21 protein-coding genes are annotated in these 23,250 nt (G+C 50.0%); 12 read left to right on the forward strand and 9 right to left on the reverse strand.

All coding sequences use genetic code 11. The features are described from left to right. Positions 1–67 precede the first annotated feature (67 nt). From I4W93_RS17460 to I4W93_RS17490, 7 genes are all read left to right on the forward strand, one after another. Positions 68–1,903 (forward strand): carbamoyltransferase family protein, encoded by a 1,836-nt coding sequence (locus tag I4W93_RS17460; RefSeq protein ID WP_205312180.1) that lies wholly within the window; start codon positions 68–70, stop codon positions 1,901–1,903. Positions 1,904–1,912: 9 nt separating this feature from the next. Beyond that, positions 1,913–2,311 carry an SxtJ family membrane protein gene (locus tag I4W93_RS17465; RefSeq protein WP_205312179.1) on the forward strand — a complete coding sequence of 133 codons (399 nt, stop codon included), beginning with the start codon at positions 1,913–1,915 and terminating at the stop codon, positions 2,309–2,311. Then, entirely contained in the window at positions 2,311–2,463 is a 153-nt protein-coding gene (locus I4W93_RS17470; protein WP_205312178.1) for a DUF5989 family protein, read from the forward strand. The genes I4W93_RS17465 and I4W93_RS17470 overlap by 1 nt, the downstream gene beginning before the upstream one ends. Before the next feature lie 108 nt (positions 2,464–2,571). Then, a complete protein-coding gene (locus tag I4W93_RS17475) occupies positions 2,572–3,825 on the forward strand; it encodes a DEAD/DEAH box helicase (RefSeq protein ID WP_205312177.1) in 1,254 nt (417 codons plus the stop codon). Between the two features lie 163 nt (positions 3,826–3,988). After that, a complete protein-coding gene (locus I4W93_RS17480; RefSeq protein ID WP_205312176.1) occupies positions 3,989–4,393 on the forward strand; it encodes a hypothetical protein in 405 nt (134 codons plus the stop codon). Continuing rightward, the gene (locus I4W93_RS17485) at positions 4,386–5,567 is read left to right on the forward strand and encodes a hypothetical protein (RefSeq protein ID WP_205312175.1); all 1,182 of its coding nucleotides are present in this window, start codon (positions 4,386–4,388) and stop codon (positions 5,565–5,567) included. Before I4W93_RS17480 ends, I4W93_RS17485 begins: the two co-directional genes overlap by 8 nt. A gap of 5 nt (positions 5,568–5,572) precedes the next feature. After that, positions 5,573–8,017 (forward strand): putative bifunctional diguanylate cyclase/phosphodiesterase, encoded by a 2,445-nt coding sequence (locus tag I4W93_RS17490; protein WP_205312174.1) that lies wholly within the window; start codon positions 5,573–5,575, stop codon positions 8,015–8,017. A gap of 34 nt (positions 8,018–8,051) precedes the next feature. Here I4W93_RS17490 and I4W93_RS17495 read toward each other — a convergent pair whose 3' ends face one another. Next, entirely contained in the window at positions 8,052–10,061 is a 2,010-nt protein-coding gene (locus I4W93_RS17495; RefSeq protein WP_205312173.1) for a PhoX family protein, read from the reverse strand. 205 nt (positions 10,062–10,266) lie between these two features. On the opposite strand from I4W93_RS17495, the gene I4W93_RS17500 reads away from it, so the two are divergent. Both I4W93_RS17500 and I4W93_RS17505 read left to right on the forward strand, forming a co-directional pair. Then, the gene (locus I4W93_RS17500) at positions 10,267–10,725 is read left to right on the forward strand and encodes a GNAT family N-acetyltransferase (RefSeq protein WP_205312172.1); all 459 of its coding nucleotides are present in this window, start codon (positions 10,267–10,269) and stop codon (positions 10,723–10,725) included. A 101-nt stretch (positions 10,726–10,826) separates the two neighbouring features. Further along, complete coding sequence (locus I4W93_RS17505; RefSeq protein WP_224673531.1) at positions 10,827–12,902, forward strand: TonB-dependent receptor family protein; 2,076 nt, start codon at positions 10,827–10,829, stop codon at positions 12,900–12,902. 68 nt (positions 12,903–12,970) lie between these two features. Here I4W93_RS17505 and I4W93_RS17510 read toward each other — a convergent pair whose 3' ends face one another. After that, positions 12,971–13,675, reverse strand: coding sequence for a 2OG-Fe(II) oxygenase (locus I4W93_RS17510; RefSeq protein ID WP_205312170.1), 705 nt, complete (start codon positions 13,673–13,675; stop codon positions 12,971–12,973). A gap of 12 nt (positions 13,676–13,687) precedes the next feature. Here I4W93_RS17510 and I4W93_RS17515 point away from each other — a divergent pair, with 12 nt between their 5' ends. The 3 genes from I4W93_RS17515 to I4W93_RS17525 all read left to right on the forward strand — a co-directional run bounded on the left by I4W93_RS17515 (position 13,688) and on the right by I4W93_RS17525 (position 16,963). Next, positions 13,688–14,083, forward strand: coding sequence for an acyl-CoA thioesterase (locus tag I4W93_RS17515; RefSeq protein WP_205312169.1), 396 nt, complete (start codon positions 13,688–13,690; stop codon positions 14,081–14,083). Between the two features lie 145 nt (positions 14,084–14,228). Next, the gene (gene ggt / locus I4W93_RS17520) at positions 14,229–15,953 is read left to right on the forward strand and encodes a gamma-glutamyltransferase (protein WP_224673532.1); all 1,725 of its coding nucleotides are present in this window, start codon (positions 14,229–14,231) and stop codon (positions 15,951–15,953) included. Positions 15,954–15,955: 2 nt separating this feature from the next. Then, on the forward strand, positions 15,956–16,963 hold the full coding sequence (locus I4W93_RS17525) for a cupin-like domain-containing protein (RefSeq protein WP_205312168.1): 1,008 nt from the start codon (positions 15,956–15,958) through the stop codon (positions 16,961–16,963). A 23-nt stretch (positions 16,964–16,986) separates the two neighbouring features. On the opposite strand, the gene I4W93_RS17530 is transcribed toward I4W93_RS17525, so the two are convergent. The 7 genes from I4W93_RS17530 to I4W93_RS17560 all read right to left on the reverse strand — a co-directional run bounded on the left by I4W93_RS17530 (position 16,987) and on the right by I4W93_RS17560 (position 23,204). Beyond that, positions 16,987–17,538 (reverse strand): acyl-CoA thioesterase, encoded by a 552-nt coding sequence (locus tag I4W93_RS17530; RefSeq protein WP_205312167.1) that lies wholly within the window; start codon positions 17,536–17,538, stop codon positions 16,987–16,989. A gap of 45 nt (positions 17,539–17,583) precedes the next feature. Continuing rightward, the gene (locus tag I4W93_RS17535; protein WP_205312166.1) at positions 17,584–17,940 is read right to left on the reverse strand and encodes a DUF2288 domain-containing protein; all 357 of its coding nucleotides are present in this window, start codon (positions 17,938–17,940) and stop codon (positions 17,584–17,586) included. A gap of 6 nt (positions 17,941–17,946) precedes the next feature. After that, positions 17,947–19,296 carry a sigma 54-interacting transcriptional regulator gene (locus tag I4W93_RS17540; RefSeq protein ID WP_205312165.1) on the reverse strand — a complete coding sequence of 450 codons (1,350 nt, stop codon included), beginning with the start codon at positions 19,294–19,296 and terminating at the stop codon, positions 17,947–17,949. Next, positions 19,277–19,888 (reverse strand): hypothetical protein, encoded by a 612-nt coding sequence (locus tag I4W93_RS17545; protein WP_205312164.1) that lies wholly within the window; start codon positions 19,886–19,888, stop codon positions 19,277–19,279. Before I4W93_RS17545 ends, I4W93_RS17540 begins: the two co-directional genes overlap by 20 nt. Continuing rightward, complete coding sequence (locus tag I4W93_RS17550) at positions 19,885–21,303, reverse strand: sensor histidine kinase (protein WP_205312163.1); 1,419 nt, start codon at positions 21,301–21,303, stop codon at positions 19,885–19,887. The genes I4W93_RS17545 and I4W93_RS17550 overlap by 4 nt, the downstream gene beginning before the upstream one ends. Before the next feature lie 135 nt (positions 21,304–21,438). Next, positions 21,439–21,639: a hypothetical protein gene (locus I4W93_RS17555; protein WP_205312162.1), complete on the reverse strand. Its 201-nt coding sequence runs from the start codon at positions 21,637–21,639 to the stop codon at positions 21,439–21,441. A 338-nt stretch (positions 21,640–21,977) separates the two neighbouring features. Next, complete coding sequence (locus I4W93_RS17560; RefSeq protein ID WP_205312161.1) at positions 21,978–23,204, reverse strand: adenosine deaminase family protein; 1,227 nt, start codon at positions 23,202–23,204, stop codon at positions 21,978–21,980. Positions 23,205–23,250: the final 46 nt, after the last annotated feature.

The following is a 23,250-nucleotide window of genomic DNA, read 5'->3' on the forward strand; positions in this document are numbered from 1 at the left end:
TATAAGTTCGTGCCGGAACAGGTTAACTTAGTTAAATTGAACTCAACATAACTACGCTTAGCCGACCATGCAGTTAATTCTTGGCATTTCTTGCTTTTATCATGACAGCGCCGCTTGTTTGCTGCGTGATGGCAATATTATTGCCGCGGCACAGCAAGAGCGTTTCAGCCGGATAAAACACGATGCTGGTTTTCCTGCCGATGCCATACGTTATTGTCTGGCTGAGGCCGGTGTGAGTTTGGCTGACATTAGCGCCATAGTGTATTACGACAAGCCCTTGCTTAAGTTTGAACGGCTGTTAGAAACCTTTCTGGCACATGCGCCGCGTGGCTTTGCGGCATTTGTTCGCGCCATGCCGGTATGGCTAAAAGAAAAGCTGTATTTAAAAGCGGTATTGCGTCGTGAGCTACGTTTACTGGCGCCAGACAGTAAAGCGCCATTACCACGTTTACTGTTTAGCCAGCACCATCAGGCACATGCCGCGTCTGCATTTTACCCTTCGCCGTTCCAGCAGGCTGTGGTTATTTGTTTAGATGGGGTCGGTGAATGGGTAACCAGCTCAATCTGGCTGGGGCAGGGCAATAGCCTGACACCATTGCACGAAATCCACTTCCCTCATTCGCTGGGGTTGTTGTATTCGGCGTTTACGCAATACTGTGGTTTTAAAGTCAATTCAGGTGAATACAAGCTAATGGGTTTGGCGCCCTATGGCGAGCCGCGCTATGTCGATATCATTTACCGTGAGCTGATCGACGTAAAGGCCGATGGTAGCTTTAGCTTGAACATGCGTTATTTTGATTACCCGGTAGGGCAGCGCATGATCAACCGCCGGTTTGAGGCGCTGTTTGGTGGGCCGGCATTGGCCTTCGATGCGCCGCCACAGCAGCTACATCTTGATTTAGCCTGCTCGGTGCAGCAGGTAGTAGAACAGGTGGTATTAAAAATTGTCCGTGCTGCTACCGCAGCGACGGGCTGCAGCAAGGTGTGCCTGGCCGGTGGCGTGGCGCTTAATTGCGTGGTGAATGGCCGTTTATTGGCAGAGCAGGCTTGTGAGGCCTTATGGATCCAACCGGCGGCGGGTGATGCCGGAGGGGCCTTAGGGGCCGCGTTGTTGGCCTGGCATCAGTTTTATCAGCAACCGCGCCAGGCTGATGGTCAGCATGACAGCATGCAGGGTGCGCAGCTTGGACCGGCATTTACTGACGCCGATATTGTGGCTGAGCTGGATGCCCGTCAGCTACCGTATCAGCAGTTGGCGGCCGACCACAAAAATGACCAGATAGCCACTTTGCTGGCATCTGGCGCTGTTGTTGGCTGCTTTCAGGGCCGGATGGAGTTTGGCCCACGCGCTCTGGGTAACCGGTCAATACTGGCCGACGCACGTAGCAGCGAGATGCAACGGCTGTTGAATCTAAAGATAAAGCAACGTGAGTCGTTCCGACCCTTTGCGCCGGCTGTTATGGCCGAGCATGCCGCGCAGTATTTTGATTTAAGCCAGCCCAGCCCATATATGCTATTGGTCGCTCAGCTTAGCGCTGCACAACGTTTAGCGATAACGCAGCACAGCCAGGGCCTGGCGCAGCGCGAGCAATTGCGCTCAACCCTGCCAGCCATTACCCATGTTGATTATAGCGCCCGTTTGCAAACGGTAGATCAGCAGCAACAACCGGCTTTTTACGCACTGCTACAGGCTTTTTATCGTCTGACCGGTACACCGGTGCTGATTAATACCTCATTTAATGTGCGTGGCGAGCCGCCGGTATGTACGCCGGCTGATGCGATCGAGGGCTTTTTGGCCACCGACATGGATTATTTACTGCTGGAAAACTGCCTGCTGAGTAAAGCTGAGCAGCCGGCCGCGGCTATTGCTGCCGCCCGCCAGCGGCAATTTACGCCCGATTGAGGAAACCAGATGCAAGTTAACCGCAATGATACTGCAGCTTTGCGTCGATTTGGCTGGCAAATGGCTATCGCCTGGCCGCTATTGTTTGGCCTGGTGTTACCTTGGCTATTTAGTGCCGCGTGGCCACTATGGCCTTGGATAGTGGCGGCCGCCTTTGCCTCCCTCGCCTTGTTGCTGCCCGGTGGGTTGTACTGGCCAGCGCGCGGCTGGTTTGTCTTTGCCCATGTTATGGGCTGGCTAAACACCCGATTGATACTGGCATTGCTGTTTTTTGTTGTTATTACGCCGCTGGGATGGTTGTTGCGCTTACTGGGAAAGTTGGATTATCACGCCCAGCCGCAAGCTAACGACAGCTACTGGCTAAAAAGTAGCAACATCGATGCTGACAATATGAAGGATCCGTTCTAATGGCTGAGTTTTTACAAGATTTATGGGCATTTTTACGCGTACGTAAGAAGATTTGGCTATTGCCGGTATTTGTTATATTGGCCCTACTAGGCGCCTTAGTGGTCGCCAGCCAGCAATCGGCGTTAGCCGGATTTATTTACACCTTATTTTAATGCCGCTCGCACTGACGGGCATTTTGCTGTAAGCTGCGCGCCCCTCCGTTTCGGAGGCCACTGCAGCTGCGGCAGATTTTTTTCGCAGCATTTACTGCGGGATATCGCATGCAATTTACTGATTTAAACCTGTCGGCTGCGCTGTTAAAAGCCATTGCTGACAAGGGCTACACTACACCTTCACCTATTCAACTCCAGGCTATTCCTGCCGTATTGGGCGGCCGCGACCTTATGGCTGCAGCACAAACAGGCACTGGCAAAACGGCGGGATTTACCCTGCCTTTGCTGCAATTACTCAGCGATGGCCCTAAAGTTCAACCCAACCAGGTTCGGGCACTTATTTTAACGCCTACCCGTGAATTAGCCGCTCAGGTTGCTGAAAGCGTGGCGGTGTATGGTAAGTACCTGCCGCTGAAAAGTGCGGTGGTGTTTGGCGGCGTAAAAATTAATCCGCAAATGATGGCGCTGCGTCGCGGGGTCGATATTTTAGTGGCCACACCTGGCCGCTTGCTAGATTTATACCAGCAAAATGCCGTGCGTTTTACTCAGCTTGAAGTATTGGTGCTGGACGAAGCCGACCGCATGCTGGATATGGGCTTTATTAACGACATTAAAAAAGTGTTAGCGCTGTTACCGAAAAAACGGCAGAACCTGCTGTTTTCGGCCACCTTTTCTGACGATATTCGTAAACTGGCCAAGGGCTTGGTTAACGACCCACTGGAAGTATCAGTAAGCCCTGCTAACACCACCGCTGAACGGGTAGAGCAAGTGATATATCCGGTAGATAAGAACCGCAAAGCAGCGTTGGTGACCAAGTTAATTAACGACAATAACTGGCAGCAGGTGCTTATTTTTACTAAAACCAAGCATATGGCGAACAAGCTAAGCTTGCATCTGGAGAACGCCGGCATTAACGCTGCGCCAATTCATGGCAATAAGAGCCAAAATGCCCGCACCAAAGCATTAGCCGATTTTAAAGCCGGTAGCGTACGGGCGCTGGTTGCAACGGACATTGCGGCCCGTGGTTTAGATATTGATCAACTGCCACAGGTGGTCAATTTTGAGCTGCCGAATGTAGCAGAAGACTACGTTCACCGTATTGGTCGTACCGGCCGTGCCGGTGCAGCCGGACATGCCGTGTCGCTGGTATGTGCTGATGAGGCGAAAGAGCTTACCGGTATTGAGCGGCTGATCAAACAGCAGTTACCGCGCCAGCTGTTACCTGGCTTTGAGCCGGTAAATGTGTTGGCAGAAACCAAGCTTAATACTAAACCATACCGGCCCAAAAAACCCAAGATTGCCAGAACAGAGCATCGCGATGGCCAGCGACCAGCGGCTCGAGCGACCAACAGAGTGAAATAAACGTTAATAGGTTGGAGTTTTGCACAGCAAGCTCTAACCTGCTGTGCTAGAATGATATTTCTTTTAAAGAGCTTGCTATTTTGGCCGGCCGCACTAACCTGAAAGTAAATTTCGTGACCAGAGCACAGATCATTTTAATGGCTGTTTTTAGCGTGGTTAACATATGAAGTGGCTTTGCCTGTTGGCTTGGCTGCTTTCAAGCGGGCTAAATGCTGCCACTGTTGTGGTACACAACGACGTAAGTATTAACTCGCTAACGCAAGCGCAGTTGCGCAGTATTTTTACTATGCGGCAAATTCAATGGCCGGATGGTAGCCCAGTCTATGTGTTAGTTCTGCCTGACGACAACCTGTTACATCAACAATTCAGCCGCGAAAAACTGCGGCTATTTCCCTATCAGCTCGCCAGTATCTGGGACAAATTGAGTTTTTCCGGAACCGGCAGTAGGCCTCAGGTGGTAGCCGATGAAACTGAAATGCAACACTTGCTGCTTACGGTGCCTGGCAGCATTGGCTATGTGCAGCGTTATCAACCTGACAGCGGTATCAAGGAGGTGCGCATTGAATAGGATTAAGCAATGGTGTTGCATTGCTGCACTGCTTGGTGTGTCAGTGCCGGTGTGGGCCGCCAACAATATTGAGTGGCACGGTTTTGTAGCGCAGGGTCTTATTCGGGCGCAAGACAGTGGTTTTGTTAACGCTTCTGGCGAATTGTCAGCTGAGCTGACCGAACTGGGCTTGAACAGCCGGTATAGCCTGACGCCCTCGTTACACATTGCCGGGCAACTGGTGTACCTGGATGGCGGTAATCGTTACCCGTCAGGTTTGCGTCTGGATTACTTGTTGCTTGATTGGTACTTCTATAACAGCCCGGACTGGCAAGCCAATGCCTATCTGGGGCGGTTTAAAAACCAACACTGGCTTTATTCCAGTACCCGCGATGTGCCGTTTACCCGCCCGACTATAGTATTGCCACAATCAGTGTATTTTGACGCTTTTCGTGATATTGCAGTAAGCAGCGACGGTGTCGCACTGCAAGCCCGGCACAACAACGCGCTGGGCGACTTTACATTTAACTGGGGTATTGGTACCAGTCCGGTATCGGCTGCGCAAGGTAAATTAGTGCTAGGTAGCGATATTGCCGGAGACTTAAAGCTAGATTTTGATCATCAGGCCAGTATGGTTTGGCAACCAGACCTAAGCCACTTTAGCTATGGCATTGTGCTGCTTGATTCCAATTTTAGCTATCATGCGCTGACCTCTGAGCACTATTTTCCGGCGGATTTCGGCGTGCGCCGTATTATGCTTAGTGTGCGCTATCAATTAGAGCGCTGGGAATTTTCCAGCGAGTTGCAGCAAGAACGCATCGACATTAGCGGCTTTTTTTCACCGTTGTTCCAGCAAGGCTCGATAGGCCAGGGTGGCTATGTGCTGGCGCAGTTTCGGCAGACACCACGGCTAAAATGGTTTGCCATGCTGGATTATTCTGTGGCTAACAAAGATGACCGCCGAGGCAAAAAGTTGTCTGCCTCCAGCGGTGGTGTGGTGCCCGCATATTTTGGTTATCAGCAGTCGGTGGCTGTCGGGGCGAGTTTTGATCTGCATGACAGCCTGAGAATAAGTGCTGAAGCGCACTTTGTAGAAGGCACCGGCAGGTTATCGCCGGTAATTTTGCCTGATTTAGTGGCCAACCAGCACAAATACTGGCAATTGTATGCAGTACAACTGATGTATCGGTTCTAGCGAGTATGCGTTATCTGAGCCTGTCGTGGAAAATGTTATTGCTAATGCTAAGCATGTTGCTGGTATTACTGGTGTGGTTTACCAGTTTGTCGTTGTTGCATATGAATGAGCAATTTAAACGGCAGCAAGCGCAACGAAAGATCCAGGGGCAGCAGTATTTTCAATACTACAACCAGTCTGTTGAGCAGCAATTATTTAGTTGGATGCAAAGCTATGCCGAATTGCAGCAGCTAAATCGCCAGCCAGATTTTTCCCACTTTGCCGCTGCGTTACCCCAGCAAATTGAATTGTTACAGTTTAATTTTTCGGTACAACAGTTAACCCTGTTGGGGCCTGATCAGCAGCCGCTTTACCAGCACGGTGCAGCTCTGCCTATAGATCATTTGGCGATGGCACAGCGTACCCTTGCTGCCCAAAGCCCACAGTCAGTAATCTGGTGTGATATTCAATGCTACAAGGTGTTGGGCTTGCCGCTGCTCAATGCACAGGGCGACGTTGCGGTGCTATTGATGGTAACCGAGCTATCAGAGGTGCTATACAACATTCATCAAACGCTTGGCACAGAGGTGGCGCTGTTCAGTGCTGACAAAGCCGCTGGCGGTGAGCAGCAGGTAAGATTACTGCAAACCTCGGATAAGGCTCTGATGCAGGCTATATACCAACAACTGCCGCTAGATTTCGATATTGGTGCTGCCAGTATTGACGGTTTAATTATTGACGTAACGCAATATAGCTACTATCTGCATTTAATCCCCTTGGCACCTGAAGACAGTAAGGCTCATTATCTATTAATGGTAGAAAATGTCAGTGCTGAAATGCAGGATAAGCAACACTATCAGCGGAAAATAGTGTGGGTGGCCGTAGCCTGTTTTATTGGCATGCTGCTGCTGATTTTATTGATTTCACGCCGCATTACCAGCCGGATCCTGCGGTTAGCCAATGCCTTGCCACTGCTGGCGCAACGGCGCTATCAGGAGTTTCGTCAATCCAGCCAGCTCAAACCGGGTTTATTGCAAGATGAGCTAAGTACGTTTAACCAATCGGTGTTGACCCTGAGTTATCAGTTAGAAGATTTAGATCAGCAATTGGCTGATAATACTGCCAGACTGCAGCAAATGGCAATGTTTGACCAGTTAACGGGTTTGGCGAACAGAAATCTGTTGCAGTACCAGTTACAGCAAGCACTGTCGGCGTTGGTTACGCATCCGGGTTATGTCGGCTTGTTGTTTCTTGATTTAGACAAGTTTAAAAACATCAATAACAGCCGTACTCATGCTGTTGGCGATCAGTTGTTGCTGCAAACGGCTAATCGCTTACAAAGCTTGGTGGCGGCAGCCGATATTGTTTGCCGTTTTGGTGGTGACGAGTTTGCCATTGTGTTGCCACATATCACCGGCCATGAGCAGGCAGAATTAATGGCTAGCCAGGTGTTGGCGGCATTTGGCGAACCGTTTCAGCTAGAGCAGGCAGCTGTGTCACTTAGTGCTAGTATTGGCCTAAGCCTGACGTCCAATGCCGAATTAAGCCCGGAGGAATTAATTCGGCGTGCTGATTTAGCCATGTATCAAGCTAAGAACAATGGTCGTAATTGTTATTATGCATTCAACGAACAAATGTCTTCTGATTTAGCTACTCGGCTGCAATTGGAGGCAGAGCTGCGCCGGGCGTTAGAGTTGCAGCAGTTTCGCTTGTTTTTGCAGCCACAAGTCGATTTACGCAGCGGCCACTTAGCCGGTTTTGAGGCGTTGTTGCGTTGGCAGCATCCGGAGCGCGGATTAGTGCCACCGGATGAATTTATCAGCGTGTTGGAGCAGGCGCAGTTAATTGTCGACGTCGGATATTGGGTGTTTGAGCGTTGTTGCCAGCTCAGCATCGAGCTGAATACGCTGGGGCTAAATAATACGGTTATTGCCTTGAATCTGGCCGCGGATCAATTTCTACAGCCAGAACTGCCGCAACGTTTTCAGCAACTGTTGCAGCAGTACCAACTGCGGGGGGAGCAGTTTGAACTAGAGTTGACGGAAAGTACCCTGGTTAGCCATGTTGGCCAGACACTGGATGTAATGCATCAATTAAAAGCCCTTGGTTTTGCTTTTGCCATAGATGATTTTGGTACCGGTTATTCATCATTAAATTACTTAAAACGGATGCCGGTAGACACGATAAAAATTGATAAAACCTTTGTATTGGGAATGCTGGACAATTCTTCGGATTATCAGATTATTGTCTCCACTATCGCCATGGTGCACAAGCTGGGATTGCAGGTAGTCGCCGAAGGTGTTGAAGCGCAGCAACATCTGCAAATGTTGCAGCAGCACCATTGCGATATGGTGCAGGGCTATTATTTCTCCCGGCCGCTGGCTCCGGCGCAGCTCATTGAGTTTGTTCGCGACGAGGTATTACAACAAAACTGGCCGGCAAGGCTGCTGTCCTGTTCCAACAAGGACTAGAGCTTAACGTTGCCGGCCACAATCACTACAAGCTTTAGCTGCCGATCACGCCACCGTCATTTTTGGTAACAATAACCGTAGCAGAACGCGGACGGCTGTTACCACCATCCGGCCAGTGGCTGGTGAATGCGCCAGGTGTTGAGCGGTCGCCAGGGTGTTGAATGTTAACAAATAATGTTTTCATATCAGGTGTCGCAGTTATACCCGTGACTTCGCAATCTGTTGGCCCAATCAAAAAACGTTTTATTTGTCGGGTTACCGGGTCTGCGACCAGCATTTGGTTGTTGCCGTAGGGGCCGTCGCCCTGCTGTGAGCCGCTCATATCAGTTTGGATCCACAACAGCCCGTTGGCGTCAAACCACAAGCCGTCTGGGCTGGCTAAATGATTGTCCGCAGTTAGCACCAGCTCGGTACCCGGTGTTGCTGTGCCGACATCTCCTGCCAGCAAAAAAATGTCCCAATCAAACGCCATTGCGGCCTGTGTTTCACGTTCATGCCAACGGATAATATGGCCGGACGTATTGCTGGCACGCGGGTTAGCAGCATCTGTCTGCTGCTCAGTGCGGCGACTGTTGTTGGTTAAGGTAAAATAGACTTCACCCGTTTCCGGGTGTACAGCACCCCATTCCGGCCGGTCCATCTTGGTGGCACCTGCCACATCGGCTGCCAGGCGGGTGTTTAGCAGCACATCGGCCTGATCGGTAAAAGTAACTCCGGCCGCTGCGGCTTTGGCAGTAAAGTCGGCATTGTTAATATCCAGTGGCAGCCAGTCACCGCTGCCGTCTTCATTAAATTTTGCCACGTAAAGAATGCCGTCATTTAATAAATGGCCGCCGGCAGTATTTTTATAATACGGCGCTGCCGAGACAAATTTGTAGATGTATTCAAAGGTAGAGTCGTCACCGGAATACAATACGATGGGTTGGCCTTCTTCTAACTTGCCAAAAATAATGCCTTCATGGCCAAAGCGGCCCAAAGCCGTGCGTTTTTGTGGCACGCTGTCTGGGTTGAACGGGTCAATCTCTACTATCCAGCCAAACGTATTGGGTTCATTGCGATAGTCTTCAGCTGCATCTGCTGCCATAGCGCTGGCATTAAACCGCTGATAAGCATCGGCTGGCGGTGTAGCTGTTTCCCAAAAGTAGCGGCCATTGCTGCCGGGTACACCGTAGCGGGTATGCTCACGCGGCTTTTCGGCATCGGTGTTAACAAAGTAACCGGCCCAGTTCTCTTCACAGGTTAAATAGGTACCCCAAGGAGTGAAGCCATTGCCGCAGTTATTCAGTGTACCGCGGGTGCGGCTGCCGTCCGGGCTGTATTTTGTTACCACTTTACTACTGCCGCGAACCGGGCCTGCAAGCTCCATTGGTGTAGCGCCAGTAATACGGCGGTTAAAGGGACTGTTGTCTACCAATTGCCAGCTGCCATCAGCCTGGCGCTGAATATGCGCAACGGACACACCATGGGCAGCAATTTCTTTGCGCACCTGATCAGCGATGCGTGGCATAGTGTCAATGCCATTGGCATGGATTAGGTTATGGTCGATATATTCATGATTAAATACCAGCAAACCTTCGGTGGAATCATTGGCGCTGCTGCGGGCATCAATGGGGAAAAAGTGCATACCGTCATGGTGCATGCCAACTTGTTGCTCTTGCTCGGCGCCGCTGTTGCTGGCGTCGGTTAAAAATGATGGGTAGCTGCCGGTAAGCGGAGTGCCCCAGGGTAAAAACGTTGTGGCACTGTAACCTTGCGGTACGACTATAGTGTCAGCCCGGCCAGCGGCAAGTGCTGTAAAACCAAGTAGTGGGGCTACGCCTACCGGCGGTACTACCGGAGCAGGTTCATTGTCATCACTGCTACTGCAACCTACCAGTGAACCACCAATAAAGGCGGCCACTGCTGCACCTACACTGCCTTTAAGAAAATTACGTCGCGCCATTCGGCTGTCAACGATAGCGGCAAAGGTTGGATTGAGTGAAAAATTGGTTTGCGGGTCGACACCCGAGTTATCGATACTGACCTTGGTTGTATGATCTGACATTCTGCCTGGCTCCGTTATATAACGTTGTGTTTATAGTGGTTTGCCGTATTAAACCTGTGCTTAATGTCAGCGCTGTTACAACTAGATAGCAGTTTTATGATGCTGTTATTACATTGGCGTGGCAATAATGCGGATTCGCTATGGGCGCCTGGCTTTTTCCTCTGGTATAGTAGCGAGAACTTCAGCTAGTCCGGGAACCAATTCAATGCAGTGGCAGGTCATGACCTTCGATAAACTTGATACCCACACCCTGTACGGTTTGTTACAACTGCGGGTGGATGTATTTGTGGTAGAGCAAAACTGTCCCTATCCAGAGCTGGATGACAAAGATTTAGAGCCGCAAACCCGGCATATTATTCTGAAAAAAGGCGATAAGGTTATCGCTTATTCCCGCGTGTTGGCTCCGGGGGTAAGTTTTGCTGGCTTCCCAGGCATTGGCCGGGTGTGTGTATCGCAAACCGCCAGACGTTTAGGCTTGGGACGCGTGCTGGTTGAGAAAACGCTGAGTGTGGCTGCCGAGTTGTGGCCAGATACCGACATTCATATTTCTGCCCAATGTTACCTGCAACAGTTTTATCAGGATTTAGGCTTTAAACCGGCCAGTGAGCCCTATCTGGAAGATGATATTCCGCATTTAAAAATGATTAAGCCGGTACTAAGCTGAGCGTATAAACTTTAACCGTAGATCAAATGAGATTGATTCGTATTATTTGCTGTGTTCTAATTGCGCGCATTAAATTTTACTTGTTTGTCAACGGAGTTTTTATGCAACCTAATTTAACGCGTTTAGCCATAGCCGTGGCACTAGCGTCAGCGTCACTGAATGTTGTAGCTCAGCAAATCCCTGATGCAGAGGGTAGTGTCGAGCGTAAAAGCATTATGCCAACACTGGAAGTGATCCGCGTAGTAGGTGAAGCTTCGCCAGTGTTGTTAGAGCAAACAGGTACCGTAGTTGTAATTGATCGCACACAAATCGAGCAAATCCAGCCACTATCAACCGAAGATATTCTGCGCCGCATTCCTGGTATCAATATTAAGAGCGAGGAAGAAACCTCAATCGTATCTAACTTTGGCATGCGTGGTTTATCTGCCAGTGAGTCTAAGTCGTTAATTTTGGAAGACGGCGTGCCAGTGGCGCCCGGCCTGTTTATTGGCAATGACCGCTACTTTAATCCGCGCGTACAGCGGGTTGAACAAGTTGAGGTGTTGAAAGGCTCATCTTCGTTACGTTATGGCCCCTCTACTATTGGTGGCGTAGTGAACTACCAGACTAAAACGCCCGATGACGGTGTAACGCTGTCTGCGCGCGCCGGTTCATTTGACCTGCGCGAACTGGGTATAGAAGCCGGCGGTAAATCGGCTTCGGGCGATGCCTTTGCTGGTGTGGTGGCAACTCATGCCAAAAGCGATGGTTTTATGGACAAAGACTATGAGATGACCGACGTGATGGCTAAAGCCGGCGTGGTATTTAGCGACAGCCACAAACTGGGGATAAAAGCCTCCCGGCATGAAAACAATGCCAATATCTCCTATCGCGGTTTATTGCTGGCCGATTATAACGACGGCGCTATGTATAACCCGGCACCGGATGACTATTTTTTAACTGACCGCACGGCAATAGATCTGAACCATGAGTGGACATTATCCAGCCAGGCGACATTAAAAACCCTGCTGTACTGGAGTGAGATGACGCGTGATTATTGGCGTTATAATGTCGACACGGCAGCGTCAAATGCGGCGGGGCGCTGGGTGTATACTGACGATTTAACCGGCAATAACCGCGCATTCGACCGTCTAGGTTTGGAAACCCGCTTAACGTTAGACCATGGCTTACTTGGAGCCGTGGCCAGCAGTGAGTTTGGCTTGCGTTTTATGCGGGAAGAGGCCAATGACACCCGCATTCGCGCGGTGCGCAGTTCAGATCGTAGTGGCGTTAACGACCGCCATATCATCGACTCCGCAGACAGCGTAGCCGGCTATGCCCAAAGCCGTATTGAACTGACAGAGCGCTTTGCTGTAACACCGGGCTTGCGGGTTGAGTCATATCAGCAGCAGCGGGTAGTGTTAACAGATAATAATGCGACGGCCAAAAGCAGCAACACGGAGTTTTTGCCAGGTGTAGGAGCGACGTTTGACTTGACTGATTCTGCTCAATTTTACGGTGGGGTTTACCGTGCCTTTTCACCGGCTTCAAATGGCGTAGCACTGGATGGCCTGACCGATCAGCAATTAGATGGTGAGCGCTCGACCAATTTTGAGCTGGGCCTGCGTGGCAAAGAGGGCGCTTTACGTTATGAAGTTGCCGCTTTTGCGATGAATTTTAGTAATCAGGTTGTTACCGGTAACAGTGACCCTAACTTGTCACAGTCTAACTCGGGTAAAACTGAACACCGTGGAATGGAGTTTTTGCTGGGCTATGAGCTGGGTGCTGGCTTTAGTATCGACACTAACGCCACTTGGGTGCCCACGTCAGAATTTAAAACCGGAGACAACCAGGGTAACCGGCTGCCGTATGCGCCGAAAATTATTGCCAATGTGGCATTAAGTTACCAGCATGAACAACTCAATGCTGCGCTGAGTGCACACCACCGTGGTGAGCAGTACGGTGATGCCAGCAATCTTGAAGATATTCCTGCTAATGCTGCGGGAGGGATCTGGGGTGGTTTAATGCCCGCCTATACAGTGTTAGATTTAACCGCGCAGTACAAACTGGCTACTAACGTAAACGTATTTGGTGCGCTGAAAAACGTGACTGACAAGCGCTATATCACTGGTTTGCGCCAGGGTATTTATGTTGGCCCAGAGCGTTCATTCGAACTGGGTGTACGTTACCAGTTTTAAATAAAACGGCTGCCATTTCACATTAAGCCTCTGCACAGCAGGGGCTTTTTTATACCGTAAGCCATTAGTTAACGCTGCGGGGCACCATAAATTTGTTCGGCTTGGTTAAATAAAATCCAACTGGTAAGAATGTACTTATCGTTCGACACCGGAATACAGCCGCGATGGGTATGGGTGAAGTAAGCTGGCGCAATCACCATGCGGCCCGCCTGCGGTTGGATGCTTTTATTCTGGTAATAAAATTCGGTTTGCCCGCCTTCAGCAACATCATTTAGATAAAACATAAACAGCAAGGCGCGATGCAGTGGCTCGGTACTACCTTGTTGCGGGTACACTTCACTATGCCAGTAGCCGTAATTGCCCACGCCAGCCTGATACTTTTGTGCCTGAATTGGCCCCAATCGATATAGCGCGCGAACAAAGTCCATTGCTTTCGGTGCGCCAAGTTCTGCAAAATTGTCATGCGTGATGGCCGTTGGCTGCCCGGTTTGTGGGTGAGCTATGGTTAAGCCCATCGGGCCAATCAAGGCAAAGTGATATTTTTTAAAATACTCACAGGCATAGTGGGTCGTGGCCTGCCAAATTATTTTTAGCAACTCTTGGTACTCTGCATGCTGATACAGGTATAAGTCGGTACTGATTTTTTTGCTGGTATCAACACCACCACCGGTGCGGCCTGCCGTCGTGTGTGGGCTTTGGTCAAATACGTTAATCAGCTGTTGGCAAAAATCGCAGCTTAACGCATTATCGTACACTTCAATAAAATCGGTCATTGGGTTCCCTTTATGTGGCACAATGTTATTACTCCGCGTTTCTCTGACACGGATGCACTGGGGCATATCAACAACACGGTGTTTGCTGTGTGGTTTGAAGGCGCCAGGCGAGATATTTTCAAAATTTTCACACCAGAGCTTAATTTACAACATTGGCCATTAATTGTCGCCAGTGTAAAGCTGGATTACCACGCCCAGACGCATTTCCATGCTGATGTTGAACTGCGTACCTACATTAGTCGTATTGGCAGTAGTTCGTTTGATGTGTACCAGGAGGCCTGGCAAAACGGTATTAAAACTGTATCCGGCACTGCTGTAATGGTGCAATTTGATTATGCAACCAACAAAGCCTTAGCGATAACTTCAATGCAGCGGCAAGAGCTTACCGCCCATATCTGTGGCACATAGCGTTTAACGACCTGCCCATGCTGGCAATGCAAAGCGGGTGATTGCTGCGGAACTATCGCAGCTAGCCTAGAGCTGGTCGTAAAACGCTGGTGTGCAGCAATGCTGCTCGTTATGGTCAAGGCTACATTACTATCTGGAGTTTGCTATGAAAAGCACGTTTTTTGCTATGGCTGTCGGTGTCAGTTTGGTGTTTGCTGGCACAGCACACAGCTTTGACCGCATTACCGGCCAAGATTTTGCCAGCCGTTCTGAAGTCATAGCCTCAAGTGCTATGGCAGCGACCAGCCAACCGTTGGCGACCCAGATAGCATTAGATGTGATGAAAAAAGGTGGTAATGCCATTGATGCGGCTATCGCGGCCAATGCCGCATTAGGGCTGATGGAGCCTACCGGTAATGGTATTGGTGGCGACTTATACGCCATTGTCTGGGATGCCAAAACGCAACAATTACATGGTTTGAATGCCTCTGGCCGTTCACCGCTGGGTTTAAGCTATGACATGCTGGCCAATGAGCTAAAGCAGCTTAACCGTGCCGATTTGCCGCCGCACGGCATGCTACCAATAAGTGTGCCCGGCGCCGTGGATGGCTGGTTTGAGCTGCACAAAAAATTTGGCAGCCTGCCGATGCAGGATATTTTGCAACCGGCGATCAGCTATGCCGAACAAGGCTTTCCGGTCAGTGAGTTAATTGCCTATTACTGGCAGCGCAGCGTGCCGGTGTTAAGTAAACAACCGGGTGATTTTGCTGGTACTTTTACCCTCAATGGCCAGGCGCCTGCCAAAGGCCAGGTATTTAAAAACCCAGCGCTGGCCAATACCTACAAAGCATTGGCGAAAGATGGCCGTGATGCATTTTACCAGGGCGCCATCGCAGTAGAAATTGACCGCTTTATGCGCGCCAATGGCGGGTACCTGCGTTTTGCAGATTTTGCTAATCATCGTTCTAGCTGGGTAGAGCCAGTTGGCGTTGATTACAAAGGTTACACCCTGTGGGAGTTGCCACCTAACGGTCAGGGTATAGCTGCTTTGCAAATGCTACAAATTTTGAAAAACTTTGATTTGAAGGCCAGCGGTTTTAATACACCAGAAAGCTTACATATATTGGTGGAAGCAAAAAAACTGGCATTTGAAGACAGGGCAAAATTTTATGCCGATCAAGACTTTCATAAAACACCACTGCAGGGCCTGATATCCGCAGAGTACGGCCGTGAGCGGGCCAAGTTAATCAGCGATAAAGCCGCCAAGCGGGTCGATGCCGGTAACCCGAATTTATACGAAGGCGATACCATCTACATGACCACTGCCGACAAAGACGGCAATATGGTGTCATTAATTCAGAGTAATTATCGCGGCATGGGCTCGGGTGTAGTTGTGCCGGGGTTGGGTTTTGTGTTTCAGGACCGCGGCCAACTGTTCTCCATGGATAAAAACCACGCTAACGTGTATGCCCCCGGTAAGCGGCCATTTAATACCATTATTCCTGCGTTTATTACTAAAGACGGTAAGCCGTTAGTTAGCTACGGCGTAATGGGCGGCGCCATGCAGCCGCAGGGGCATGTGCAAGTGCTAATCAATATGGTCGATTACGGTATGAACCTGCAAGAAGCCGGAGACGCTGCACGTTGGCAGCACCTGGGTAGCACCGAGCCTACCGACGGCAGTGAAATGTATTTACAAAATGGTGGCTATATTGAGGTGGAGCGTGGCGTGCCGTATGAAACTGTACGTGGATTAATGCATAAAGGCCACGACGTACGCTACGGCTTAGGCGGCTACGGTGGCTATCAGGCCATTATGCGTGACCACGAAAACAAGGTGTGGGTTGGTGCGTCAGAATCGCGTAAAGACGGTCAGGCCGCGGGCTATTAAGCGTGAGCTATGATTTAGCCGCCTTGCCGTCGCCTGCTGAAGTTAGTGGCGTGACGGCAGAAAACTTTGCGGCGAAAATTACTGATATATATCGCCCTGCTGTACTGCGCGGTTTTGCTAACCATTGGCCTGTCGTGCAGGCGGCAAAGCAATCGGATAGCGCGGCAGCACGGTTATTGCAACAGCACAGTAAAGACACGCCACAAGCACTATTGCAGTTGCCTGCCAGTATTAATGGCCGGTTGTTTTACAACGACACCCTTACCGGTATGAACTTTAGCGGCCGCCAGACACGCATGAACGCCGCCATTGAACAGATGCTGCAAGGGCGACACGATAGCGAGCGTTACTGCATACAATGTGTGTCGGTGGCGGCTAACTTTAGCGATCTTAGCCTGGATAACCCGCTGTTACCGGCCGACACCAAAGCCTTTGTCTGGCTGGGTAACAGTGTCACGGTGCCGGCACATTTTGACGAAGCCAGTAACATTGCCGTAGTTGTTGCCGGTAAACGGCGTTTTACCTTGTTTCCACCCGAGCAGGTAGCCAATTTGTACATTGGTCCGTTGGATTTAACGCCAGCAGGGCAGCCAGTGAGTATGGTAAATATGCTGGCACCAGATTTAATCGCCCATCCCAATTATCCTAAAGCCTACGCTGTAGCATTGTCGGTAGAGTTAGAGCCTGGCGATGCTATTTATATTCCCACACCCTGGTGGCACCATGTGCAATCGTTGTCGGCGTTTAACGCGCTGGTAAACTACTGGTGGAGCGATACTTATGTTGCCGGTGCGCTGCCTTTCCCGATGTTGCTGCACGGCCTGCTTAGCTTAAAGCATATGCCAGTAGCACAGCAGCAAGCCTGGCAGCAGTTATTGCGGCATTACCTGTTGGCAGAAAACGGCGATCCGGCAGCGCACTTGCCGCAACACGCCAAAGGCATTTTAGGCGAGATGACACCGCAACTGGCGCATGGTATTCACCAATGGTTAGCCAACCAACTGAAATAGCCACTGCAGTACCGCTGAATGGCTTAACTTAGCTGCACCTGCACCTGATAATCGTTGGTAATTTGCGCTACCGCTTGTTGCATATCACCGTCAAAGTCGGCGCAGAGTTCGGCATAGCTGTGACGCAGCTTTAAGCGCTGGGTGGTTTTTACAAAACGCAGCACTTCTTCTTTACTGGTTAAAATAAGCCGCGGTACCCGGGCATTATTGCCGTCGCTGTCTTTGGCAATCATGGTGAAGTATGAGGAGTTACAATGCTTTACTTTGCCAGTCTGAATGTTTTGCGCCTCAACACGAATGCCTACCACCATTGAGCTATTGCCAACAAAAATAACCGAGGCTTTTAACGTCACCAGCTCACCCACTTCAATAGGGTTAAGGAAATCAACCCGGTCAACCGAGGCGGTAACGCAATATTTGCCACTGAACTTCGAGCCGCTGGCAAAGGCAATCTGGTCCATTAATGACAGTAAATAACCGCCATGAATTTTACCGCTGAAATTAGAATGTGACGGCAACATCAGTTGCGATAATGTCACGCGGGAACTGCTACTTTTTTTGTACAAGTCGGTCATAGCGTATTCGCCTGTTGCGACAAAGATATAGCTCAGTGTAGTAACTTAATTAAGCTGCTGCGTCAACGGTTTATGTTGCACCAGTACCCAGGGCGATATTACAACAGCCCACACGGCCGTTTGGTTATCAAACCATTGCTGTGCCTGTTGCTCGGTGGTGCGGCCAACACTGCCACTGGCTAGCCAGTCGGCGACCCGGGCTTTTTCATCACAACTAAAGGCAAACGCGACCTCCACTAGATCCAGTGTCGGCTCTACGGTAATCACACTGCCAGCGGCATAAAACTTTTGCAGTTCCAGCCAGCTTATCTGTGCCGTTTCGCTGATAATTTTGGCTTTAATCAGCTCAGGATTATGTTCATCATCAATTAGATGAGCATCAGGTGGTGTTATTGCAGTCATAAGATATTACTCGGCTTCATCATTTTGCTCCGCAACCTGGGCGGCGCTTAGCTCATGCTTTTTAAGGAGTTTATAAAAGTCGGTGCGGTTGCGTCCGGCCAGCTCGGCGGCGCGGGTAACATTACCCTCGGTCATTTGCAGCACCCTGATAAGGTATTGTCGCTCAAATTGATCCCGCGCTTCGGTTAATGTTGGCCAGTAGCTGCTGTTTTGCGACAACGCTTGCTCTACCTGCGCTGCACCAATAACGGGCGTGTGGGTTAAGGCGACACATTGTTCCACTACGTTAACCAGCTGCCGCACATTTCCCGGCCATTTCGCTGTGGCTAACAGCTGCATGGCGTCGTCTGAAAAACGCGTCACATCTACCTGGTGTCTTAGTATACTTTGCTTCAGCACATGACGTGCCAGCAAAGGGATATCTTCCGGCCGTTGCTCTAGCGTTGGTAATTGCAAGTTAACCACATTCAGCCGGTAATAGAGATCTTCGCGAAAGCTGCCATCTTCCATCGCCAGTTGTAAATCACGATGAGTGGCAGACAGCACCCGCACGTTAATGGCAATAGTTTTACTGCTGCCTACCGGACGAATTTGCCGCTCTTGCAAGGCGCGTAGCAGCTTTACTTGCAATGACACTGGCATATCACCAATTTCGTCGAGAAACAGCGTGCCGCCATCGGCTTCACGGAACAGGCCGCCGTGCTCGGTCACGGCGCCGGTAAAGGCGCCTTTGGTATGGCCAAATAGCTCAGACTCTAACAAGTGTTCGGGTAGGGCGCCGCAGTTAATGGCAACAAATGGCTTGCTAGCGCGAGGGCTGGCTTGATGAATGGCTTTTGCTAACAGTTCTTTACCGGTGCCACTAGCGCCAGTGATTAGGATGCTGACATCGCGCTGTGCTACGCGATAACTTTGTTCTAGCAGATCATGCATTAACTGTGAGCGGGTAATGATCTCTGAGCGCCATTCTGCCTGTTCCGGCACAGACTGGTGCACGGCATTTTGTAAAATATCGCGCAGCTCTGCGCTGTTCAGTGGTTTAGTTAAAAAACCAAATACGCCACGTTGGGTAGCAGCGACGGCTTCAGGGATAGAGCCATGTGCTGTCATTAATACGACGGGTAAGCCGGGATAGCGTTTGGCGATTTCGTCAAATAGGCTCATACCATCCAGCCCGGGCATGCGCAGGTCACTTAATACTACATCGACGCTGTTTTTAGTTAACAACGGTAAAGCAGCTTCTGCACTGTCGGCGCAGATCACCTGATAGCCTTCTCCCTCCAACCTTAACGTCAATAAACGCAGTAAGCTGGGATCGTCGTCAACAAGCAGTAGCTTAGGGCTGGGGCTGGCCATCGTTGTCCTCTTTCACCGCTGTGGGTTGGTTTAGTTGAGCTTCTATCTGGGTTAACGCGTCTATCTTTTTCTGCAGCTCTTTATTGGTTTTTTGCAAGCGTTCAATGTTGTCATGCTGCTGTGCGTTGAGTCGGGTAAGTGCACTAACCGCTGATTCTGCTTCCAACAATTTTTGATTAAAGGTCAGATCCCAGCTAAGTAACGCGGCTAGCGCCGGCGGCAGGCTGGCTAACTGCTCGGCGGATTGCATCTGTACTCGAAGCCTGGTCAGATAAGGTGTATCTGGGTGTAATTGCAAAATAGTGCGTTTGAGCTGCCAGACATCATCTTGCTGGCTGTCGCTGTTTAGTAGTTCACGTTCTTCATTAATGCGGTTCAGCATGGCTGCGCGGTAATTGACCCACCCTTGCAGTGTGACCGCGTCGTCGGCAATGCGTAGTGGTGCCAGTACTTGTTCAGGCTCTGGCATCAGGATTGGAGAGGGTTCCGCCTCAAGCCGCGGTTCTGGCTGTGGTTCACTCACGGCCGGTAATGGCAATACCTGACAACCGCTTAGTGTTATAACGGCAATACATATTAAGCCTGCTTTCATCCAGGTTTTTCCTCAAGTAGCGGTAGCCGGACGCGAATACAAACATCGGCATAAATCACATCAATAATATCGGCATGTCCGCCCAGTAAGCGGGCACAATCTGCCACGATAGACAGGCCCAGGCCCGAACCTTGCACCGCGTCAAAGCGTGGAGTGGTACCACGCTGGAAGGGTTCAAACAATTTCTCCCGAAATGCAGTTGGAATAGGGTTGCCATTGTTTGCGACATCTAAAACCAATTGATGTTCCTGCAAGTACAATTTTACCCAAACCGGGCTGCCCTGACTGCCGTATGCCTGCGCATTATTGATCAAATTGTCCAATATGCGGCGGAATAAAGTGGCATCGGTATAAATGGCACTAAGCTGACAACTCAGTTCAATGGCTTGATTGCGTTGTTGCAATGATAGGGCGTGGTCGTTAAAACAATCAGAAAATAACTGCTGCGGCGAATGCCAGTCTGGTTCAGGCTTAGCTTGTTGCAAAAGTCGGTTGTAATCCAGTAATTGTTCAGTGAGTACGCTTAGCCGGTCAGCGCTACCATTGAGCAAGCCGACCACCTCCAGCTGTTGTTTATTTAATGGGCCAACTAACTGCTCGCTAAGCAGTGAGCAGCCTTCCCGGATGCTGGATAACGGCGTTTTCAGCTCGTGAGACGCGTGACGTAATAAAATTAACCGCAAGGCTTCTAATTGTTGTAAGCGTGAACTCAGCCAGCGGAGCTGCTCGCCAAGCTCTGTCAGCTCACGTGGGCCGGTTAGCTTTTCATCAGGAAACTGATGTTGCTGGCCGATAGCACGGATCATCTTGTCCAGCTTACGCACTGGTGCGGTAATGCGGCCCGATGCCCACAGTACCAGCAATAATGTTAACAACACTAGTGCAACCGTCTGCCAGGCGAGTTGTTGCTGGCTCTCCACCACGAAGCGTTGTTGCTGCTGCAGGTTTTGCTCCAGCAGTTGCCAAATTTGTTGCGTAAGTTGGTGTTGCTGTTGTCTGAATTGCTGTGTCAGAGGCTCCAGCTCAGCACTGCTCAGGGTACTAAAACTATCCAGCAACACAGTAAGTTGAAGCTGTTGTTGCAAGCACAATTGTAGCGGCCCCAGATTGGAGCACACTTGCTGCAGCAACTGCTGGTAGCTGGCAAGGTGCGTTCGGGCCACTCGAGCCAGCGCGTCGGTTTTTACTACAGCATGCTGGCGTACTGCTCGTTCTATATCTACCACCAGGTTTTGCATGTTCTCAGCGCGCCTTACGCTGGCTACTGATATTTCGGCTTCGGCGACCGCATTTTGGCTGACACCGCTCAGGGCTTTGTGGCTTTGCCAAAGCAGCACGGCAACCGGGATCAGTGCGAGAAAAAAACTCAGCAATACCAGTTGTCGTAACGAGGCCGTTTGCAGTGAGAAGCGCATAGTTGTCTGTGTTAGTCGCACGGCTGCTAAGCATACCCTATTTTTAACGGAAAAAAAAAAGGCCAGTGGGGTTCTGGCCTTACAAAAAATTCAGCGCAGTGCTGAACTCATGGGATGGTGCTGGCGCACGGTGCCCTAAGCTGCCTCAGCCAGGTATACCGTTTGGTATTGTGCCGGTTGTGGCGGGGTAACCAGTACTGGTTGAAACGTAGTCGTTTGTGCTTGTTCCCAGGCTAAAACACTGTCGTTGTTCAGGTTTACCCGACGCAGCATGGTAACGACTACGGCTACGTTAGCCAGCAGAAACAGCACTATACCAACTAAAAATAAATCCATAATAACCTCCGCTAGGTGCAGCTTTTACATCAGGTTGCTGCGTGAAGACGGCTGAAGGGAGAATGTGGCAAAGGCAGTAAGCTGTAATTGCACTTGCGACATTCTCCTGTAGCGTCGCTTGATATTGTTAATACAAGCCTTGTGCCAACTTCGCTATTTATTTTTATTGCCAATATAATCAATTGGATAGGTTTTTTTTGGTGGTTTGAGATTTTATGCGGCTGATTATCTGTCGCAGATTGGCGACAGATAATCAGGCTTAATTAAAATGCTGTTATTTATTAGATAGTTGGGCTGTATGCTTTTTGCGACACATAGAGTAAGGCATTGATATTAAATCAAATGAAGCCATAGCGTTTAGCCACGCGGTCAAAGTACTCGAGGCATTGTTTGGCATACTCGCGCTTTTCCACATAAGTACCCGGGAAAAAGCTTTTCTTAAAACCGTACGCTACCATGTCTTTTAGCCGTTTTAACGGGATGTCGAAGTTATCCAGCGCCAACTGGTATTCCTTGCAAACCGTGGTATTGGACACCAGGCGGTTGTCGGTACAAATAACGGTAGCAATGCGGTTATCCAGCATGTCTTTAAATTTATGCTGCTTAATATCGCTAATAGCCGGGTTGGTTTGCAGGTTGCTGGTTAAGCAAACTTCTATGGCGATGCGCTTATCGGCAATATAAGAGGCCAGATTGCGAATGTAAGCGGCTTTATCACTGATGTCGGGGTCGGTAATCATATCCGGGATAAACATCGAATAGCCATGTCCGATGCGATCGGCATAGCATTCGGTAAGGGCTTCAAACACGCTTTCGGCGCCATATGCTTCGCCGGCGTGCAGTGTTTTTAGCAGAAAATGCTGGTGAGCGTATTCGTACACTTCTTTAAATTTACTGGCGGGATAGCCCGACTCTTGTCCGGCAAGGTCCAGGCCGACAATGGGCATAGCTTCTTCATCGCGCAGCCTAACGCTGGCGCGCACCAATTCCATCGCTGCTAGTTTAATTACGTCCATTGGTGCGAAATCGCGCATCAGCTGAAACAGGTTAGTGTAATAAGGCGAGAAGCCTTTATCGCCAAACATGCGCATGGCGCAGTTAATAATGCCATAGGCAAACGGCGGTTTAGCGCCACTAAGTACGGCCTCAGTTTGGTTGTACTCCTGCATCGCCCGTTTTAAACCGTCATTTACTGCATGCATTACGCGATCAAAGTCGATGCCGTTAGGTAGGTCAATGAGTAGCTGTGGTGCAAAGCGTACTTCAATATAATTAACGCCTTCCAGCTGGTTATCTATCGCTAGCTCATAGGCTGCCCGTTCAAGGTTTTGCATATCGCGCAATACGGCGCAGGTATACTGAAAGCAATGCAGGTATTCGCCCAGGTTGTTGTATTTTTCTTTAAACACCAGCTGCTTTAAGCCTTCTACGGTATCTGCCGGTAACTTAGTACCCGTGCGCTTGGCCATGTCAATTAAACTGCTAAGCCGTAGGCTGCCATCCAGATGCAGGTGCAAATCAGACTTTGGCATCTCTTTAATAAATTCAGCAGAATAGCGTGGCATAATGGCTCCTTAGCAAACAATTGTTGTTAAGTGTATCGCAAATTAG

It is taken from the genome of Rheinheimera maricola (assembly GCF_016918075.2).
In the GTDB taxonomy this organism is placed as follows: Bacteria; Pseudomonadota; Gammaproteobacteria; order Enterobacterales; family Alteromonadaceae; genus Alishewanella; species Alishewanella maricola_A.

Excerpts from the sequence above, each read along its gene's own strand:
- I4W93_RS17490 (WP_205312174.1), top strand. The coding sequence starts at position 5,573 with ATGCGTTATCTGAGCCTGTCGTGGAAAATGTTATTGCTAATGCTAAGC.
- I4W93_RS17530 (WP_205312167.1), bottom strand. The coding sequence starts at position 17,538 with ATGACCGACTTGTACAAAAAAAGTAGCAGTTCCCGCGTGACATTATCG.
- I4W93_RS17505 (WP_224673531.1), top strand. The coding sequence starts at position 10,827 with ATGCAACCTAATTTAACGCGTTTAGCCATAGCCGTGGCACTAGCGTCA.
- I4W93_RS17500 (WP_205312172.1), top strand. The coding sequence starts at position 10,267 with ATGCAGTGGCAGGTCATGACCTTCGATAAACTTGATACCCACACCCTG.
- I4W93_RS17495 (WP_205312173.1), bottom strand. The coding sequence starts at position 10,061 with ATGTCAGATCATACAACCAAGGTCAGTATCGATAACTCGGGTGTCGAC.
- I4W93_RS17510 (WP_205312170.1), bottom strand. The coding sequence starts at position 13,675 with ATGACCGATTTTATTGAAGTGTACGATAATGCGTTAAGCTGCGATTTT.
- I4W93_RS17555 (WP_205312162.1), bottom strand. The coding sequence starts at position 21,639 with ATGGATTTATTTTTAGTTGGTATAGTGCTGTTTCTGCTGGCTAACGTA.
- I4W93_RS17560 (WP_205312161.1), bottom strand. The coding sequence starts at position 23,204 with ATGCCACGCTATTCTGCTGAATTTATTAAAGAGATGCCAAAGTCTGAT.
- I4W93_RS17460 (WP_205312180.1), top strand. The coding sequence starts at position 68 with ATGCAGTTAATTCTTGGCATTTCTTGCTTTTATCATGACAGCGCCGCT.
- I4W93_RS17475 (WP_205312177.1), top strand. The coding sequence starts at position 2,572 with ATGCAATTTACTGATTTAAACCTGTCGGCTGCGCTGTTAAAAGCCATT.
- I4W93_RS17545 (WP_205312164.1), bottom strand. The coding sequence starts at position 19,888 with ATGAAAGCAGGCTTAATATGTATTGCCGTTATAACACTAAGCGGTTGT.
- I4W93_RS17515 (WP_205312169.1), top strand. The coding sequence starts at position 13,688 with ATGTGGCACAATGTTATTACTCCGCGTTTCTCTGACACGGATGCACTG.
- I4W93_RS17465 (WP_205312179.1), top strand. The coding sequence starts at position 1,913 with ATGCAAGTTAACCGCAATGATACTGCAGCTTTGCGTCGATTTGGCTGG.
- I4W93_RS17550 (WP_205312163.1), bottom strand. The coding sequence starts at position 21,303 with ATGCGCTTCTCACTGCAAACGGCCTCGTTACGACAACTGGTATTGCTG.
- I4W93_RS17480 (WP_205312176.1), top strand. The coding sequence starts at position 3,989 with ATGAAGTGGCTTTGCCTGTTGGCTTGGCTGCTTTCAAGCGGGCTAAAT.
- I4W93_RS17540 (WP_205312165.1), bottom strand. The coding sequence starts at position 19,296 with ATGGCCAGCCCCAGCCCTAAGCTACTGCTTGTTGACGACGATCCCAGC.
- I4W93_RS17470 (WP_205312178.1), top strand. The coding sequence starts at position 2,311 with ATGGCTGAGTTTTTACAAGATTTATGGGCATTTTTACGCGTACGTAAG.
- I4W93_RS17535 (WP_205312166.1), bottom strand. The coding sequence starts at position 17,940 with ATGACTGCAATAACACCACCTGATGCTCATCTAATTGATGATGAACAT.
- ggt (WP_224673532.1), top strand. The coding sequence starts at position 14,229 with ATGAAAAGCACGTTTTTTGCTATGGCTGTCGGTGTCAGTTTGGTGTTT.